Genomic DNA, 19,205 nt, shown 5'->3' with positions numbered 1-19,205 from the left:
AGCGTTTATCTAAAATATTTGCACGGCATAAATGGTTTCACTAATTTTCATGCCTGCAACATGAGAAAATGCTTATCCATATTACTCCTAACTGTGCTCCTCACTTATATGGGTGGTTACCATTTGTGGTATGTGCTGTATAAAGTGCATTTAAAAACGGAGATGAAGTTGTTTATTGCTTCTCATCCCGATACAAAAGCTGCCTGTCATTTTCAATGGAGTATAGATGCAAACGGAAACATTACTGACCCCTCATTCTCCTGGGAAGAAAAAAATCATGAATTTAAATTGAATGGCTTATTGTATGATGTGGTTCATATTCAATATAACCAAACAACGGTAACCATTTGCGGTTTGCCCGATAATGCTGAAAACAGCACAGATTTGCAACACTTTGCCCTTCAAAAAAACAAACAGGATGCAGGCAAACAAAACCGGCTAAGTTTTTCTCAGATATTCTCATTCTTTTATCAACCAGAACTTTTTCAAATCTTATTTCCTGAACCCGTCAATATTTGCTGGTCTACTTTTCATTCATATTATTTGCATTACATCGCACTTTCTGTAGTGTTACCTCCTCCCCGATTTACAATCTGTTAGTCCTTCTTCATTAAAATGGCATTCGTTGTTGGAGTGCTATTGAATTCTATTTATTTAGGTAAATGAATTGTTCATTCCATTCATCATTATATATTACATTATGAAAAAAACTATAGTTATATTCCTTTTTCTGTTTTCATTGCAACAACTGCAGGCACAAAATATTCAGGGCCGTGTTGCCGATAATATCACCAATCAGCCATTAGTAGGTGCAGTAATTACATTACCAAACGGCCAAAAACTAATTACGGATGATAATGGTAAATTTCAATTACATCAGATAACAAATAATCTTGTTGTTACCGTTAGCAGCTTGGGCTATGAAACCCAACAGGTTACCATAAAACCTGCCAATAAAGAGTTGTTGATTTTATTAACCCCTACTACCGATAATTTAAATAAGGTGCAGGTTACGGGTTGGGCAACGGGTAAACGCGATAACCAATTAACCGAAGCACAATCGGTAGGTGTATTAACATATCATGATTTACAACGTGGCAATGGTTTATTTCCTGAAACCCAAATGAACACTATTCCGGGTGTATTTATGCAAACCAGAGGTATTTCCGGTGGCCAGCGTATCATCATCAGAGGATATGGCAATACCACTAATTTTAATGGCTTAGGCTATCAGGTTTTTTTAAATAATATTCCATTAACCGATGCCACCGGTGTAACCATATTAGATGATATTGATTTTTCTACCATTGGTAGAGTGGAGGTGTTTAAAGGGCCAGAATCCAGTTTGTATGGTTCGGGTATTGCCGGTGTGGTTAAATTGTATTCTATTCAACCCAAACCCAATACCACAAAAATTTTGGAAGAAAATACAGTAGGTAGTTACGGTTTGTATAGAAATAATACACGTATTGAATCGGCAGGCAGTAATTCTGTTTTGTTTTTTAATTACGGCCATCAAACGTCAAATGGTTACCGTAGCCATAGTGCATCAGCAAAAGATTACGCTTCCTTTAAAGGCGATTTTTATGTAGGCGATCAACAAACCATTTCAACCTATTTGTCATATAGCCGTTCTTATGAAGAACTGGCCGGCGAAATTCCAGGTGATACATTATACCGCCGTATCACCTGGAGCGATCCGAAATATGTTAATAACAATGCCCATGTATTAATTGAAAGTTTTAGAGCAGGTATTACAGATGATATTAAAATCAATCAGCACTTCAATAATCAAACCACCGTATTTACTTCAGGATATACATTGGATCAGCCATTTGCCGCAGGCCTTAACTCAAACGCAGTATTAACGTTTGGCGGCAGAACGGGATTTATTTATAATGGAAAGTCGGGTGCAGTGGGCATTCATGGTATTATTGGCGGACAATTTGAGAAAACGCTTTCTTTTAATAAAACCTATAATTTAACCAATGGTATAATGGGTGGCATTAGAGGCGATTTGCAAATACAGGCATCTACCTACAATCTATTTACCGAATGGAAGTTGAATTTGCCTGCTCAAATTATGCTCACAGCAGGAAGTAGTGTTAACTTTATTGAATACAGTATTCGCGATATGCTTACGAACAATGCCAACCCAACACATGCCGACCAGTCGGGTTACAAACGGTTCACCCCCGTACTAAAACCACGCATTGCAGTTTTAAAAATGTTGAATAAAAACAGTTCGGTATATGTGGATGTAAGTACCGGCTATACACCGCCTACCACCAGTAATGTAGTGATACCGGCTATTGGAAAAGTAAACACAGGCCTGCAACCTGAATTGGGTATTCAATATGAATTGGGTACCAAGGGTAGCTTTTTCAATAATAAATTATCTTATCAAATGGCATTGTTTCAGTTAGATGTAAGCAATAAAATTGTGAATCAGTCGGTAGCTGCTACACAAACCACGCCTTTTTATACTTTTGCAGTAAACGTTGGCAAACAACGAAATAACGGGGTAGAATTATCGTTAAACTATCTTGCCCTACAAAGTAACCAGGGTTTTTTCCGTTCTGTAAAACCATTTGTAACCTACACGTACTCTAATTTTAAATATGTAGATTTTAAGAGTGATAATAATAACAATGCCAACACCCTTAATTTTTCAGGTAATAAAGTTGCCGGTGTAGCACCTAATTTTTTAAATATTGGGTTGGATGTGGTAACAGCGCCTGGTATTTATTTCAACAGTACGTTTCAATATGTTGATAAAGTGCCTTATACTTTCGATAACTTGAATAATGCAGCAGCTTATCGTTTATTGGGTGCTAAGTTCGGTTATCGCCAAACGCTGCATCAACATTTTGATGTGGATGCGTTTATAGGTGCAGATAATCTGTTGAACAATACTTATTATACTTTTTTATTTTTATCGCCTACATTAGCTTCACAAACCGATCCGCACTTTATACCCGGGCCATATACTGCCATGTGGTATGGCGGATTAAAACTGGCTTATCATTTTTAAACAATTGATGTATGATTAGAAAAAATATAATTCGATGGCTGCCTGTAATAGTATGGCTGGCCATGTCATGTAAACAAGGTAAACAGGAAGAGATGAATCCTGCCAATGCCAAACGAATTGTTTCTGTTTCAAAACAATTAACAGAAATGATGTTTGCGTTGGGAAAAGGAAAAGATATAGTGGCCTGCGATTTAACCAGTAGTTATCCCGATAGCGCAAAATTATTGCCTAAAGTGGGTTACCATCGTTTGTTGAGTACAGAAGGAATTGTATCCATGCGGCCCGATATTGTAATTTATAGTCAGAATATTGGGCCTGCCACAGTCATTCCACAATTACAACAAGTGGGGGTACGTTGTAAAGAATTTTTTGAATCGAATACTTTGGATAGTGCACAGCTTTTATTAAAAGCATTGGGTACTTATTTTGGGGTATCTGCTGTGGCCGATTCACTCAGTCATCAACTACAACAACAAATGCAGGTAGTATATGCTGCACAAAAGCAATGCGTAGATACACCAAAAGTAATGGTAATTCAATTTGGCCAGGCCAACAATGTTTTCTTTGTGATGAGTGGGAGGAATGGTCCGGCAGATGCCATGATACGTATGGCAGTTGGAAAATCCGCAGTATACCAGGCAAAAGGAGCCACGCAGTTAAGTGCTGAAGCCATTGCTGCGGCCAATCCCGATATTATTATTGTTACTGATTTTGGATTTGATAAATTGGGTGGCATGGAAAGTGTGAAAAAATTACCGGGTGTTGCCTTAACCAATGCAGCCAAAAACAATAAAATATATCGGTTTAATGAACATGATATTGTATATTTTGGTCCGCGAAGCGCTAATAACATTTTATCACTCATGAAAATATTTCATCCCAATATTCATGCAACGCTACCCTAAACTGTACTTTAGTATTTTAATATTGTTATTGGTTGGTACCATCATCATGGCCATTGATTTTGGCGCTGTGCCTATTCATATACATGAAATGTACAGCGCATTACTACATGCAATAAAGAACGATGCTCCTTTAAATATTCATGAAGCTGTATTTCTTGAAATTAGGTTGCCACGTGTATTGCTCTGCGCCATTACAGGCGGTATTTTAGCAGCATCCGGAGTAATGATGCAGGGCTTATTTAGAAACCCAATTGTAGAGCCGGGCTTAATAGGAACCAGTGCCGGTGCTGCTTTTGGTGCTTCTTTTATATTTGTTTTATCAGATATTTTGCCCTTTTGGTTGCAGCGTTTTTCCGGCATACTGCTGGTTCCGGTATTTGCGTTTGTGGGTAGTGTTCTTGCAACGGTACTGGTATATACATTGGCTAAATCGGTTAATCGGGTTTCGGTAACCAATTTGTTATTAATTGGTATTGCTGTGAATGCTATTGCTTTAAGCGGAACCGGATTTTTAAGTTTTATTTCCAGAGATCCGCAGGCAAGAAGCATTACCTTTTGGAACCTCGGCAGTTTTGCCGGCGCATCCTGGCTGCAGATATTGATTACTGCTATTGTTACACTTCCGGTAATGATTCTTTTATTGCGCTATGCCAATCAGTTGAATGCATTGATGTTGGGCGATAAAGAAGCCGGCTATTTGGGCGTACATACAGAGCGTTTAAAATGGCAGATTTTATTGCTCAATACTGCCATGGTTGCTATTGCAACCGCATTTGTTGGTGTAATTGCTTTTGTGGGATTAATTGTACCGCACATGATGCGTTTATTGATAGGTGGAAATAACAGAACTTTATTACCGGCTGCTTTTTTATCTGGCGCAATTTTATTGACGGTAGCTGATATTGCTGCCCGGTTATTGATTGCTCCGGGAGAAATTCCTATTGGTATCATTACTTCATTGGTGGGGGCACCCGTATTCATTATTTTATTGAAACAAACGCAATTGCTGCAAAAAGGAGGGAGCTATGATTGAGGTAAAAAACTTAAGTTATGCCATCCACAATAAGCAATTGTTACAAGATGTAAATCTAACCATTCAAAAAAACAGTTTTACCGTTATTATGGGCGCAAACGGAGCCGGCAAAACAACACTCTTGCAGTTAATGGCCGGAAGTTTAATGCCATCTTCGGGAACAATTGCCATAGATGGTAGTAATATAGCTTCCTTATCGCCAGAGATGCTTGCAAAAAAAAGAGCCGTTTTATCACAACGATATCATTTGCCGTTTACATTAACTGTTCGTGAAGTGGTAATGATGGGTCGTTATCCTTTTTTTAGAAACCAGCCTCATGCTGTTGACGTTGCAATGGTAAATCATGCCATGCAACAAATGCATGTTACACATTTAGCCGATACACTCTATCAAAACTTATCAGGAGGTGAGGCACAAAAAGTACAAATGAGCCGGGTGTTGGCTCAAATTTTAGAAGCCTCTGAAACTCAGGAAAAATATTTGTTTTTAGATGAACCGGTTTCTCAATTAGATATTAAATATCAGTACCAGCTAATGCAAACAGCAAAATCGTTAACACGGCAACATGTAACCGTTGTGGCAGTATTGCACGATATGAATTTGGCTTTACAATTTGCAGATACCCTGCATTTTATGAAAAGTGGTCAGTTGCTATACTCATTACAGCAGCCTGTTGATATTGATGCTGCATTAATAAAAAATATTTTTGATGTGCATGCCATAAAATTGGAACAACAAAATTTAGATCATCCTTTCATTTATTTTCAACCCGAATAAATTTTCTATTTATAAAACAACCCTATTCGTGCAAACCATTGATATATCTGGAACCATTGGCCTTATAGCTACCGCTGTTTTAACTTTGAATATTTTGCTGGGTATGCTGCTTAGTTCAGCATATAAAAAATCTGTTTATTGGAAGTGCGTTCCTGCCTTTATTCAAAAGCTGAATATTACTGATATACATAATTATACCGCCTATTTGGCTTTGTTATTGGTGTTGGTGCATATTGTATTAATACCTATTGATTCTGCTTCTAAATTTTCGTGGTTGCAATTGCTATGGTCATTGAATGCTCAACACCAGCCATATATGGCTTTGTTGGGCAGTTTGTCATTCTATGCACTTATTCTGGTAATTATTACCACCCAAAAAATTATTAAAAATAAAATGAGATTTCGCTTTTGGAAGAATGTACATTTAATTTCATACGGTACTGCCTTGCTGTTTATAATACATGGCATTTGGATGGATCCGGAATTAAAAGACCGGCCTGTCGATTTCTTAGATGCAGAAAAGCTGCTATCAGAAATTTGTGGGTTGGTTCTGATAGCAGCTTCTGTAATCAGGTTTCGCTATTTTATACGAAAACAATGCTGAAATGGTAAAGTTTTATTCTTTGTCTTCTTCCTTTTTAAACAAATCTAATTTTGAGGACTCTACCAAATTACGGAAGGCTTTCCATTTACTGTTGAAGAAGTTATCTGCTTTTTGCAATACCTGGTCTACACTTTCTTCTGCAACCTTATACAGGGTTTCCTCCTGTTCTCCGGGAGCTGCATTTTTATATAATGCCGTAAAGCGGGCATTTGCAATATTGCCATTTACAGTTACCTGAGGTACAGTACCATAACCCTGCTTTTCCTGTGGTTTGCCATTTAAAGTTTCTCTAATGTCTTTAATCGATTGCTCCAATGCTTTCATACTATGCCGTATGCTGTCTCTTCTGCTACTATCTATGTTGGGCAGGTTTGCTTTTATATTGGCCATAATGGAATCTGCATCTGTTAATCGTTCTGTTAACTGGTTTACTTTTACGGTTAGTGAATCTAATCTTGCATTGAAAGCACGTTGTGCTTTTCTTACTTCCGGCGAAGTAGGTGCATTGGGATCATCATTCACCACAACGGTTGCAGAATCTTTTAATTTGCCCCATTGCAATACGACGGTATAGGTTCCGGGATCTACCAGTAAGCCACCGGGTTCAGCACTGCCACCTCCAAAATTTCTTCCTCTTCTGCCACCTGCACTACGGATGCCTTTTCCTTCTAAGCCCCAGAAAAACCGGTTAAAACCCGTATCGGCTTTTACTACTAAATTGCGTACATTGTTGTGCACCGCATCGTATATGTGCACATGCACAGAGTCGGGCGTTTTTGATTTGCCGGTATCGCCGGCGGTTTTTTCGGTAAAGAAACTAATAGAGGCGCCAGGCTTTCTGTTTTCTCCTTCATAAGTACCCCAAATGCTGTACTCAATTCCGGATGGATTTTTTATTTTAGCCTGATATGCGGTGGGTATGGGGAAAGTTATTAATTTTTGCGGAAATGCCTTACCGTTATTTGCGGCTAATTTACGCAATGGCCTTATATCGTCTAAAATCCAGATAGCTCTGCCGAAAGTAGCAATGGCTAAATCGGCTTCTCTTTCCTGAATGGCTAAATCGTAAGTTGAAACGGAAGGGTAATTGTTTTTGAATTGTTGAAAATGATTGCCATTATCAAAGCTTATCCAAAGCCCCTGTTCCGTTCCTACAAAAATTAAATTGGGTTCTACCGGATCCTGAATCATACACAAGGCATATCCCGTTACTTTCTTTTCATCTACTATTCTGGTCCATGTTTTTCCAAAATCTGTGGTTCGGAAAATATAAGGTTTAAAATCGCCCAGGCGGTAGTTGTTACATACTACAAAAGCTTCGCCTGCTTTGTATCTTGAGGCTCTGATTTGCGGTATCCAACTTCCTTCTGGCATTCCCGGAATTTTTCCTCTGAAATTGGTCCAGGTTTTACCGCCATCTTGTGTTAATTGTACATTACCATCATCGGTTCCTACCCAAATTACCCCCCGTTGTACATGTGAAGGTTCAATGCATAAAATGGTACAATAATTTTCTGCTCCGGTAATATCAATCGATAAGCCGCCATTGTTGCTTTGATCTTCTTTGGCGGTATCATTCGTAGTTAAGTCGGGCGATATAATGCTCCATGAAATACCTTTATTGGTGCTTTTATTAACAAACTGGCTACCAAAGTAAATGGTATTATTATCAAATGGGTCTTGCGCTATGGCTGCATTCCAATTAAACCGATGCCGTAGAGTGCTGCCTACATCAGGTGGTTTAATGCGCCATTGTTCGCCGGTAGCTACATTATAACGGCCCAGTTCGCCTTCCTGACTCATGGAATAAACCCAGTTGTAATTATCCGGATCGGGTAGTACATCAAAACCATCACCACCGCCCACTTCGGTCCAATAACTGTTGCGAATACCTGATTTTATCCAAACATAAGCAGGGCCATACCAACTGCCATTGTCTTGTAATCCTCCCATAACATGATAGGGTAATGCATTATCTACATTAATGTGGTAAAACTGCCCAACAGGCAATTTGCTTTCAAACTGCCATGTTTTTCCCTTATCTTTTGTTATGGCCAGCCCACCATCATCGCCATCAATAATCAATGAAGGATTGAAAGGATGAATCCACCAGGCATGGTGATCGGGATGAATGCCACTGTACGGGATCAATATGCGAAAAGTTTTGCCGCCATCTTCACTAACACTCACCATTTGGTTAATGTTGTATAACCGGTTTTCATTCTCCGGGTCAACGCGTATATCCTGAAAATAAAAGGCACGATTGGTAACTACAGCAGGGTCGCTGTTTACCAATTCCCATTTCATGCCACCATCATCCGATTTGTATAAACCATTTTTGGTAGCTTCTACTAATGCATATACACGGCTGGGTAAGCTTCGGCAAATGGTTAAACCAATACGTCCGTAATTGCCATCTGGCAGGCCATCTGCCTTACCTAATTTTTTAAAAGTTTTACCTGCATCGTAGGTTACGTATAATCCACTGCCGGAGCCGCCGCTGGTAAAGCTCCAGGGTGTTCGGTGGTGTTGCCACATGGCAACAAGTAGTTTGTTTGGGTTACTTGGGTCTATCATCATATCTGCCACACCGCTGGAATCGTTGGTATGTAAAATTAATTTCCAGGTTTGTCCGCCATCGGTTGTTTTATACAATCCTCTTTCTCCATGCACACCATAAGGGTTGCCAATGGCGCCTGCATATACAACATCTGGATTATTGGGGTCAATAATAATTCGATGAATATTTTTTGTTTTTTGCAAACCCATGCATTTCCAGGTTTGTCCGCCATCTAAACTTTTATAAATGCCATCTCCCAGGCTAACAGAATTTCTCGGATTGCCTTCGCCGGTGCCTGCCCAAATAACAGAAGGATTGCTTTGCGTAATGGCAATAGCACCAATATTTAAAATAGGTTCCTTGTCAAATATCGGCTTCCATGAAGCGCCGCCGTTTTCGGTTTTCCAAACACCGCCGCTGGCACTACCTGCATAAATAATATTGGGATCGCTCCAAAGCGCATCAATTGCAGTAATACGACCGCTCATACCTGCCGGACCAATTGTGCGGGGTTGTAAATTTTTAAACTGTGTGGCCAGATTGATTTCTTGTGCCTGTGCCGTAAAATAACAGCCTGCAAAAAGCAGAATGCTGAAGTAAAATTTTCTCATGTTGCCTGAATTTTTAGTTGCAGATTGTAAGGTAATAAATTTTTTAAACAGCGGATGAATTTATGGATGAATATGTATAGGTACACCACCGATGGAATTTATTTTGAGTGAATAAGCCTTCATCCGTACCTTTTACCTCCATATTAAGCAAATTAATTGCACTGTTTGTAGTTGAATGAAGCATTGAAATTCAGGGAATGCACATAAAATAGAGATGATTATGTTGAAATATCAAACGGTTTTTTTTCAATTCTAAATAAAAAATTTTATGAAATGGCGCTTTCGTTTTTTGATGGTGGTATTACTTTGTACAATCTTCCAAACCCTTCAGGCACAGGTTTCTGCTGCTTTGTTTCAAGAAATGCAGTGGCGGATGATTGGCCCGCACAGAGGCGGTAGAACAGTAGGCGCAGTGGGTGTGCCACAACAACCCAATGTGTTTTACATAGGTGTAAACAATGGTGGTGTTTGGAAAACAACCGATTATGGCAGAACCTGGTTTCCAATTTTTGATGACCAGCCAACAGGATCAATAGGTGATTTAGCAGTAGCGCCTTCCAATCCAGATATTATATATGTAGGCTCTGGTGAGGGTTTGCAACGGCCCGATTTGTCGGTAGGTAATGGCATGTACAAATCAACCGATGCCGGTAAAACATGGCAGCATCTTGGTTTAACAGATGTGCAGCAAATTGGTGCGGTAGCCATTGATCCCACAAATCCCAATCGGGTATTCGTAGCGGCAATGGGGCATCCGTATGGCCCCAATACAGAGCGTGGCGTATTCAGAACTTTAGATGGGGGTAAAACCTGGGAAAGGGTTTTGTATAAAGATGAAAATACAGGAGCGGTTCAAGTAGCTATTGATCCTAAAAATCCCAATATTATTTTCGCCGATTTATGGGCAGGCCGGCAAGGCCCTTGGGAAAATGGAGAATGGAATGGCCCACAAAGCGGGTTATATAAATCGGTGGATGGAGGTAAAACCTGGACAAAAATTACCCGTGGTTTACCAACGGTTGAACAGGGTTTGGGAAGAATTGGATTTTGCATTGCCCCCAGTAACCCCAAAAGAATGTATGCCACTGTTGATGCAGGTGAATATGGTGGTATGTACAGAAGTGATAATGCAGGAGAAAGTTGGTATAGCATTAGCAACGATGGCCGTTATTGGGGCCGGGGCAGCGATTTTGCAGAAGTAAAAGCCGATCCTCAAAATGAAGACATTGTATACACAGCGAATGTGGTGGTATGGCGTTCGGAAGATGGTGGGCATAGCTGGAAAGATTTTAGAGGGGCACCTGGTGGAGATGATTATCACCGTATTTGGATTAATCCTGATCATTCAAACATTATTTTAATTGCAGCCGATCAGGGTGCAATTATTACCGTAAATGGCGGAGAAACTTTTTCATCCTGGTACAACCAGCCCACTGCACAATTTTATCATGTTAGCACTGATAATGCCTTCCCTTACAATGTGTATGGCGGTCAACAGGAAAGCGGCTCCGTTGGTATTGCATCCAGAGGGAATGACGGGCAAATTACTTTTCGGGAATGGCATCCCGTTGGTGTAGAAGAATATGGTTATGTAGCGGCCGATCCCTTAAACCCGAATATTATTTATGGGGGTAAAATAACCAAATATGATAAGCGTACCGGTCAGGTACAAAACGTTGCACCGGAAGCCATTCGTAGCGGAAAATATCGTTTTATCAGAACCGCTCCGGTTTTATTTTCGCCCGTCAATCCACATACGTTATACTTTGCCGGTAATGTGTTGTTTAAAACCAATAATGGGGGCATGAACTGGCAGGTAATCAGTCCTGATTTAACACGCAGTGAATGGGATATTCCGGCCAGTGTTGGTATCTATACTACGCCTGCTTTAAAAACAATGCCACGAAGGGGTGTTATTTATACAATTGCGCCTTCTTATAAAGACAGCAATACCATTTGGTGTGGTACCGATGATGGTTATATTCAAATAACCCATGATGGGGGAAAAAGTTGGATAAATATTACCCCTGCAGCAATTACATCTTGGAGTAAAATTTCATTAATGGATTGCGGACATTTTGATAATAATACGGTGTATGCTGCGGTAAACCGTATCCGTTGTGATGATTTACACCCACATATTTTTGTTACACACGATGGAGGAAATATCTGGCAAGAAAAAGTAAATGGCCTTCCCGATAATGAACCTATTAATGTAGTGCGGGAAGACCCCAAGGTGAAAGGCCTGTTATTTGCCGGTTCGGAAAATGCGGTCTATGTTTCGTTTGATGATGGTAACCATTGGCAAAGCCTTCGGTTGAATATGCCTGCTACCTCAATTCGCGATTTAGTAATAAAAGATGATGATATAGTAGTTGGTACACATGGCCGCTCGTTTTGGATTTTAGATAATATTACGCCATTGCGGCAAATTGCACAGCAACGCATTTCCGTTAATAATGCCTACTTGTTCAAACCACAAAATGCACTCCGTATTCGTTGGGATATGAATACAGATACCCCATTACCACAGGAAGAACCTGCCGGACAAAATCCACCAGATGGGGCAATCATTGATTATTATTTACCCGATAATGATACCGGTATAGTTAAATTAACCATTAAAGATGTTAACGGCAACATAGTACGGCAATATGCCAGTACTGATACCCCCTATCATATACCTAAAGTAAACATTCCAAAATATTGGATACTACCTCAACAAATATTATCGGCAAAACCGGGTATGCACCGTTTTTTATGGGATGTGCATTATACCCCCTTACCACTTCCTCCTGTTTATCCTATTGCAGCAATTTACGGCAATACAGCACCGTTAGCTACTTCGCCTTGGGTAATGCCCGGAAAATATACCGCTTTATTAGAAGTAAACGGAAAAACAATGCAACAGCAGTTTAATGTTGTTATGGATCCAAGGGTTGCTACTACTTCTGCCGATTTGCAACGCCAGTTTAATTTAGCCAATCAGTGTTATGAAATAAGCAAAACATGTTTAGAGCGGCTACAAATCATTCAGCAAATGATTCAAAATACAGAATCTGCTTCAAAAATAAATTCATTAAATACAATAGCAGGTAATGCTTCAAATGGCAGAAGGGTTATTAGTAATAAGAATAGCTATCATGATATATTACAACAAAGCAGAAATTTAATGAGCATGTTGGAAGAAGCAGATATGCCGCCCACTCATACCATTGGCTTGGCTGTTCAGCAATTAGCCACTAATTTTAAGTCACTGGAAAATCAATGGCAAATAATTATATCTGAATAGTTATATTAAAAATGATTACCTAACTTTTAAAACCAAATAGCATGAGAAAATTGTATGGCTTTTTACCATTGCTGGCAGGTATGTTTTTTGCCACGCAGTTAAGTGCACAAAAAAACGTTAAGAAAAATGTAGTGCAACAGGATAATACCGATTCTGTTTATTTTTCTGCGTTGAAATTCAGAGAAATAGGGCCTTTCAGAGGGGGCAGGAGCGCAGCAGTAACAGGTAGTTTTGCCCATAAAACTACTTTCTATTTTGGTGCTACCGGTGGCGGTGTATGGAAAACAACCGACGGTGGCAGTAACTGGAAAAATATTACCGATAAATATTTTGGTGGAAGTATTGGCGCAGTGGCTGTGGCGCCAAGCGATGAATCCATTTTATATGTGGGTGAAGGCGAAAATTCATTACGTGGCAATGTATCAGAAGGGATGGGTGGTATGTGGCGCAGCGATGATGGCGGACGAAGCTGGAAAAATATTGGCCTGAAAGATGGTCGTCATATCATCCGGATTATTATTGATCCAAAAGATCCGAATACTGTATGGGCTGCTGTAATGGGCCATACATTTGGTCCTAATGAAGAACGGGGCGTATATAAAACTACCAATGGAGGTAAAACCTGGAAACGCGTATTGTATGTCAATAATTTGACTGCCTGTTCTGATTTAGTGATGGAGCCGGGTAACCCCAATGTATTGTATGCAGGTATGTGGCACGTTGAAAGAACACCGTATAGCATGATAAGTGGCGGCGAGGGCAGTGGCTTGTACAAAAGTAAAGATGGTGGAGAAACCTGGGTGAATTTAACCAGCAAAAAAGGATTACCGAAAGGTGTTTGGGGTATTGTTGGCGTTGCAGTAGCACCATCTAATACTGATAAAATTTATGCCATTATTGAAAATGCAAAAGGCGGTCTTTTTGTAAGTAATGATGGTGGGGAAACCTGGAGCTTACAAAGTGGCGATAATAATATTCGCCAACGGGCATGGTATTATTCCAAAGTGTTTATTGATCCTAAAAATGAAAATTTAGTTTATGTATTGAATGTGGAAATGATGCGTAGCCGTGATGGTGGTAAAACTTTTCAGGCAGTGAATACGCCACACAGCGATCACCACGATTTATGGATAGATCCCGAAGATGGCAATCGTATGATTGTTGCAGATGATGGTGGGGCGCAGGTTTCATTCAATGGTGGACAAACCTGGAGTTCACTTATGAACCAGCCTACTGCACAAATTTATCGGGTATCTACCGATAATTCTTTCCCCTACAGAATATTAGGAGCGCAACAAGATAATACTACATTGAGAATTAAAAGCCGAACCAACGGCCCGGGCATTGGAGAAGCAGATTGGCAACCCACGGCAGGTGCTGAAAGCGGTTATGTGGTAGCCGACCCGCTTAATCCCGATATTGTTTACGGAGGTAACTATGGCGGCTATCTTTCCCGTTTAGATCATCGTACCGGCGAAAACAGGGCCATTAATGTATGGCCCGATAATCCCATGGGTTCCGGAGCCGATGTGTTGAAATATCGCTTTCAATGGAATTTTCCTATTTTCTTTTCTCCTACCAATCCTAAAAAATTATATGCCGCAGGTAACCATTTATTTGTAACCGAGAATGAAGGCCGGAGTTGGCAAATGATTAGCCCCGATTTAACTACTAATGATAAATCGAAGCAGGCTTCAAGCGGCGGCCCCATTACCCAGGATAATACCTCGGTTGAATATTATTGTACCATTTTTACTGCTGCAGAGTCGGCTTTAGAACCTGATGTGTTATGGGCAGGAAGCGATGACGGATTAATACATGTAAGTAAGGATGGTGGTAAAAACTGGCAAAATGTTACCCCACCCGATGCCGGTAAATGGATGATGTGGAACTGTGTAGAAACCGATGCTAAACAAAAAGGGAAAGCCTATTTTGCAGGAACCAAATATAAAATGGATGATTATACGCCTTATTTGTATAAAACGGAAGATTATGGTAAAACCTGGAAACGCATCACCAATGGCATACCGTTAAATTATTTTACTCGTTGCATTCGCACCGATAAACAAAGGCCGGGTTTATTATATGCAGGTACTGAATATGGTTTGTTTATTAGTTATAACGATGGTGAAAGCTGGCAACCTTTTCAACTAAATTTACCCAAAGTTCCGGTTACTGATTTAACGATTAAAGACAATGATTTAATTGTGGCTACACAAGGCCGTGGTTTTTGGGTATTAGATGATTTGGGTTTGTTGCAACAAAAAGATGCAGCTGCATTACAACAACCGATACATGTATTTTCTGTTTCAGACGCTTATCGTTATGCAAGTGGCGGCCGGTTTAGAAGAAGTTTTACTACCCACAACAGCAATATAGGAGCAAATCCACCTAACGGCGTGGTATTTAGGTATTATCTTAAAAATGCCTCTGATACTTCAAAGGTAACTATTACCATTTTTGATAAACAGGGCAAACCCATTGAAACCTATGGTACCAAAAAATTACCGGTTGAAGTAAATGAGGGTATGAATGAATTTGTATGGGATATGAATTATCCCGGCGGTAAAAAAATTGATAACATGATTTTATGGAATGGTACCATTGGTAATGTAAAAGCTGCGCCGGGAAGATATACCGCGAAATTTAAATTCCTGAAAGATTCAGTGGAAGTGCCTTTTACTATTAAGGGGATACCCGATCAGCACATGAGTCAGGAAGATTATGATGCACAGGTAAACTTTTTATTGCAGATAAAAGATAAGTTTAATGAAGTGCAAATGGCAATAGTACATGTTCGTGAATTACGTGAACAAATAAATGGGTTTGTTGAAAGATTAGATACCGCAAAATCAAAATCTTTAAAAACGGTTACTGACAGCATCAATAAAAGGCTAACAAAAATTGAAGAAGCATTGTATCAAACCAAAGCGAAAAGCAGTCAGGATGTGTTAAATTACCCTATTCGCATTAATGATAAACTGGCCGGTTTGTTTAATGTGGTTGCCAGCGGATACACTGCGCCGAGCCAACAATCGAAAGAAGTGTATGCCGATTTAAGAGTACAGGCCGATCAACAGTTACTATTATTAGATGATATTTTGAAAAAAGATATACCTGCATTAAATGCGTTGATTAATAAAGAACAGTTGCCGGTAATAGGAATTAAAGAAAATGATTCATATCTGCAGTAGCAGATGGTGCATGAATAGTTGCCACACATGCCTTACTTTTATTAAGGGATGTGTGGTTTTTTGTGATGATTTATGATGAAATGTTGATGGGATACGGGATGGAAGCGGTAGCCCGCAACGCAGTGAGGACAACAAGCGAACAGCCCGAACAGTAGCCGAGTAGGCATTTCAGTTTAAAGCCCCCTCATTCTAAAACAAGAGATAAAGCGACAATCAGAAAACTTTAATTTTACAGTATTATTGAGTCACCAATTGAAACTAAAATGAACCAGCACTTAGCAGCTTTATCAGGGCAACTAACCGGCGAATTGTACTATGATACCACTATGCGTACTTTGTATGCTACCGATGCATCGGCCTATCGTGAAATGCCTTTGGCTGTCGCTATTCCCAAAAATGTAGCGGATATCAAAAAACTAATTGCATTTTCTTTGCAACACAACACTTCATTAATACCTCGTACCGCAGGCACATCGTTGGCGGGCCAGGTAGTTGGCAATGGTATTGTTGTAGATGTATCTAAATACTTTACAAAAATAATTGAAGTAAATGCTACTGAAAAATGGGTACGTGTTCAGCCAGGTGTTATTAGAGATGATTTAAATGTGTTTTTGAAGCCTTATGGATTGTTGTTTGGTCCTGAAACATCTACCGCAAATCGTGCCATGATTGGAGGAATGGTGGGCAACAACTCTTGTGGCTCTAATTCTGTGGTGTACAGAAGTACAAGAGAACATGTTATTGAAATAAAAGCTATTTTAAGCGATGGAACCGAGGCTGTGTTTGGTGAAACAGATATCGATAATTTTCACGCAAAATGCGAATTAAATACTTTAGAAGGAGCCATTTATAAAAATATTCGGCATTTATTGAGTAATGTTGATAATAGGATAGAGATAGAAAAAGAATTTCCTAAAAAATCTGTTGAACGGCGAAATACCGGTTATGCCATTGATTTGTTGATGCAAACTGCGCCATTTATGGCAGGCGGTCCAGATTTTAATTTTTGTACCCTCATTGCCGGCTCAGAAGGCACGCTGGCATTTATAACCGAAATTAAATTAAATCTGGTACCATTACCTCCTAAAGAAACAGGTTTGTTGTGTGTGCACTTTAATACCATTCATGAATCATTATTAGCGAATTTAATTGCTTTGCAATTTGGCCCTACTGCCAGTGAACTGATTGACCATTATATTTTAGAGTGCACCAAAGGCAATATTGAGCAGCAAAAAAACCGCTTTTTTGTGCAGGGCGATCCTGGTGCTATATTGGTAGTTGAATTTAAAAAAGATACTCGCGAAGCAATAATGGCCATTGCAAAAGAAGTAGAACTGGCTATGCGTGAAAAGGGTTTGGGCTATCATTTTCCTTTGTTGTTTGGAAATGACACTAAAAAAATATGGAACCTGCGAAAAGCCGGATTGGGGTTATTAGGTAATATGCCTGGCGATAATAAAGCCGTTCCCGTTATTGAAGATACTGCGGTTGATGTAAATGATTTACCTGTATATATTGAGGAGTTTAATGCCATATTGAAGAAGTACGATTTATATGCCGTGCACTATGCCCATGCAGGCTCTGGCGAATTGCACCTGCGGCCCATTATTAATTTAAAAACGGAAGAAGGGAATGCTTTGTTTAGAATCATTGCAACAGAAGTAGCTGCATTGGTAAAAAAATACAATGGCTCTTTAAGTGGCGAACATGGCGATGGTAGATTACGCGGCGAATTTATTCCGCAAATGATTGGTGCAAAAAATTATACGTTACTGCAGCAAATAAAAAATAGTTGGGATCCGCACCATATTTTCAACCCGGGAAAAATTGTAGATACTCCCCCTATGAACAGTATGTTGCGGTACACGCCGGGGCAAAAAGATCCGAATGTTGCAACGGTATTTCGTTGGAATAACCAAACCATTTTACAACATGCCGAACAATGCAATGGTTCAGGAGATTGTAGAAAAACACACTTATCTGGCGGAACCATGTGCCCTTCTTTTATGGCTACCCGTAATGAAAAAGATACTACCCGTGCCAGAGCTAATATATTACGTGAGTTTTTAACCCACTCAACTGCAATAAATAAGTTTAACCACAAAGAAATCTATGAAGTAATGGATTTGTGTTTAAGCTGCAAAGGGTGCAAATCTGAGTGCCCATCGAATGTTGATGTGGCTAAACTTAAAGCAGAGTTTTTACAGCAATATTATAATGCAAATGGGGTTCCGTTAAGATCTAAATTAATTGCCCATTTTAATACTATAGCAAAATTAGGTTCTGTTTGGCCTGGTTTGTATAATGCATTAGTTACAAATGCATTTACCGGAAGCCTTATTAAGAAAATGGCAGGTTTTGCAACAAAACGCTCCATGCCTAAACTTTCTTCAATTACCGTGCAGCAATGGATGAATAAACGAAAAAAACAATTAACTATTGAAAATAGTAAAAAAAAAGTGTATTTGTTTTGCGATGAATTTACCAATTATAATGATGCTAAAATTGGTATTGCTGCAATTCAATTATTAGAAAAGTTGGGCTATACAGTTTTAATACCCAAGCATGTGGAAAGTGGAAGGGCAATGTTATCAAAAGGCTTGTTGCTTGAAGCAAAAAAAATTGCACATCAAAATATTGATTTATTAAGTGCTGTTGTAACAAATGATACACCTTTAATTGGTGTTGAGCCTTCTGCCATATTAACGTTTAGAGATGAATATATTGACTTGGTGGATGATGCCCATTGGGAAGCCGCTAAACAATTGGCTAAAAATGTTTGGTATATCGATGAATTTTTAGCTCGAGAAATTAGAAATGGCAACATCTCTTCCGCATCTTTTACGAAGGAACAAAAAAATATTCAATTGCACGGCCACTGCCAGCAAAAAGCATTAACTAATTTGAATGATTCTGTTCAGGTGCTTTCTCTTCCTGAAAATTATACGGTGAATACGATTCCATCCGGTTGCTGCGGTATGGCCGGCTCGTTTGGATATGAAAAAGAACATTATGATTTATCCATGCAAATTGGTAGTTTGGTTTTATTTCCTGCAGTTGAAAAAGCAGATACGATTACTGAAATTGCTGCTCCCGGTACCAGTTGCAGACACCAGATAAAAGATGGAACCGGTAAAAAAGCCAAACATACCGTTGAAATTTTATTGGAAGCATTGGTTTAAATAATGATTGTA

General features: G+C 39.4%; 10 protein-coding genes. 9 read left to right on the top strand and 1 reads right to left on the bottom strand.

The window, feature by feature from the left end:
* The first annotated feature begins 60 nt into the window (after positions 1-60).
* From AC3QLY_RS03970 to AC3QLY_RS03945, 6 genes are all read left to right on the top strand, one after another.
* On the top strand, positions 61-600 hold the full coding sequence (locus AC3QLY_RS03970; protein WP_218331084.1) for a hypothetical protein: 540 nt from the start codon (positions 61-63) through the stop codon (positions 598-600).
* 100 nt (positions 601-700) lie between these two features.
* A complete protein-coding gene (locus AC3QLY_RS03965; RefSeq protein WP_492990685.1) occupies positions 701-3,034 on the top strand; it encodes a TonB-dependent receptor in 2,334 nt (777 codons plus the stop codon).
* A gap of 11 nt (positions 3,035-3,045) precedes the next feature.
* The gene (locus AC3QLY_RS03960; protein ID WP_074419341.1) at positions 3,046-3,939 is read left to right on the top strand and encodes a heme/hemin ABC transporter substrate-binding protein; all 894 of its coding nucleotides are present in this window, start codon (positions 3,046-3,048) and stop codon (positions 3,937-3,939) included.
* Positions 3,923-4,972 (top strand): FecCD family ABC transporter permease, encoded by a 1,050-nt coding sequence (locus tag AC3QLY_RS03955; RefSeq protein ID WP_081298662.1) that lies wholly within the window; start codon positions 3,923-3,925, stop codon positions 4,970-4,972. The genes AC3QLY_RS03960 and AC3QLY_RS03955 overlap by 17 nt, the downstream gene beginning before the upstream one ends.
* Positions 4,965-5,750: an ATP-binding cassette domain-containing protein gene (locus AC3QLY_RS03950; RefSeq protein WP_074419343.1), complete on the top strand. Its 786-nt coding sequence runs from the start codon at positions 4,965-4,967 to the stop codon at positions 5,748-5,750. Before AC3QLY_RS03955 ends, AC3QLY_RS03950 begins: the two co-directional genes overlap by 8 nt.
* A gap of 28 nt (positions 5,751-5,778) precedes the next feature.
* Entirely contained in the window at positions 5,779-6,354 is a 576-nt protein-coding gene (locus AC3QLY_RS03945) for a ferric reductase-like transmembrane domain-containing protein (protein ID WP_074419344.1), read from the top strand.
* Positions 6,355-6,366: 12 nt separating this feature from the next.
* On the opposite strand, the gene AC3QLY_RS03940 is transcribed toward AC3QLY_RS03945, so the two are convergent.
* Positions 6,367-9,525 (bottom strand): WD40/YVTN/BNR-like repeat-containing protein, encoded by a 3,159-nt coding sequence (locus AC3QLY_RS03940; RefSeq protein ID WP_074419345.1) that lies wholly within the window; start codon positions 9,523-9,525, stop codon positions 6,367-6,369.
* 268 nt (positions 9,526-9,793) lie between these two features.
* Here AC3QLY_RS03940 and AC3QLY_RS03935 point away from each other — a divergent pair, with 268 nt between their 5' ends.
* The 3 genes from AC3QLY_RS03935 to AC3QLY_RS03925 all read left to right on the top strand — a co-directional run bounded on the left by AC3QLY_RS03935 (position 9,794) and on the right by AC3QLY_RS03925 (position 19,193).
* Complete coding sequence (locus tag AC3QLY_RS03935) at positions 9,794-12,817, top strand: VPS10 domain-containing protein (protein WP_074419346.1); 3,024 nt, start codon at positions 9,794-9,796, stop codon at positions 12,815-12,817.
* Positions 12,818-12,858: 41 nt separating this feature from the next.
* Positions 12,859-16,011 carry a WD40/YVTN/BNR-like repeat-containing protein gene (locus tag AC3QLY_RS03930; protein ID WP_492990681.1) on the top strand — a complete coding sequence of 1,051 codons (3,153 nt, stop codon included), beginning with the start codon at positions 12,859-12,861 and terminating at the stop codon, positions 16,009-16,011.
* A gap of 263 nt (positions 16,012-16,274) precedes the next feature.
* Positions 16,275-19,193, top strand: coding sequence for an FAD-binding and (Fe-S)-binding domain-containing protein (locus tag AC3QLY_RS03925; RefSeq protein WP_492990679.1), 2,919 nt, complete (start codon positions 16,275-16,277; stop codon positions 19,191-19,193).
* Positions 19,194-19,205: the final 12 nt, after the last annotated feature.

It is taken from the genome of Hydrotalea sp. GW822-HT8A01, assembly GCF_058798575.1.
This window is presented reverse-complemented; position numbering and strand designations above follow the sequence as displayed.

Excerpts from the sequence above, each read along its gene's own strand:
- AC3QLY_RS03970 (WP_218331084.1), top strand. The coding sequence starts at position 61 with ATGAGAAAATGCTTATCCATATTACTCCTAACTGTGCTCCTCACTTAT.
- AC3QLY_RS03965 (WP_492990685.1), top strand. The coding sequence starts at position 701 with ATGAAAAAAACTATAGTTATATTCCTTTTTCTGTTTTCATTGCAACAA.
- AC3QLY_RS03960 (WP_074419341.1), top strand. The coding sequence starts at position 3,046 with ATGATTAGAAAAAATATAATTCGATGGCTGCCTGTAATAGTATGGCTG.
- AC3QLY_RS03955 (WP_081298662.1), top strand. The coding sequence starts at position 3,923 with ATGCAACGCTACCCTAAACTGTACTTTAGTATTTTAATATTGTTATTG.
- AC3QLY_RS03950 (WP_074419343.1), top strand. The coding sequence starts at position 4,965 with ATGATTGAGGTAAAAAACTTAAGTTATGCCATCCACAATAAGCAATTG.
- AC3QLY_RS03940 (WP_074419345.1), bottom strand. The coding sequence starts at position 9,525 with ATGAGAAAATTTTACTTCAGCATTCTGCTTTTTGCAGGCTGTTATTTT.
- AC3QLY_RS03935 (WP_074419346.1), top strand. The coding sequence starts at position 9,794 with ATGAAATGGCGCTTTCGTTTTTTGATGGTGGTATTACTTTGTACAATC.
- AC3QLY_RS03930 (WP_492990681.1), top strand. The coding sequence starts at position 12,859 with ATGAGAAAATTGTATGGCTTTTTACCATTGCTGGCAGGTATGTTTTTT.
- AC3QLY_RS03925 (WP_492990679.1), top strand. The coding sequence starts at position 16,275 with ATGAACCAGCACTTAGCAGCTTTATCAGGGCAACTAACCGGCGAATTG.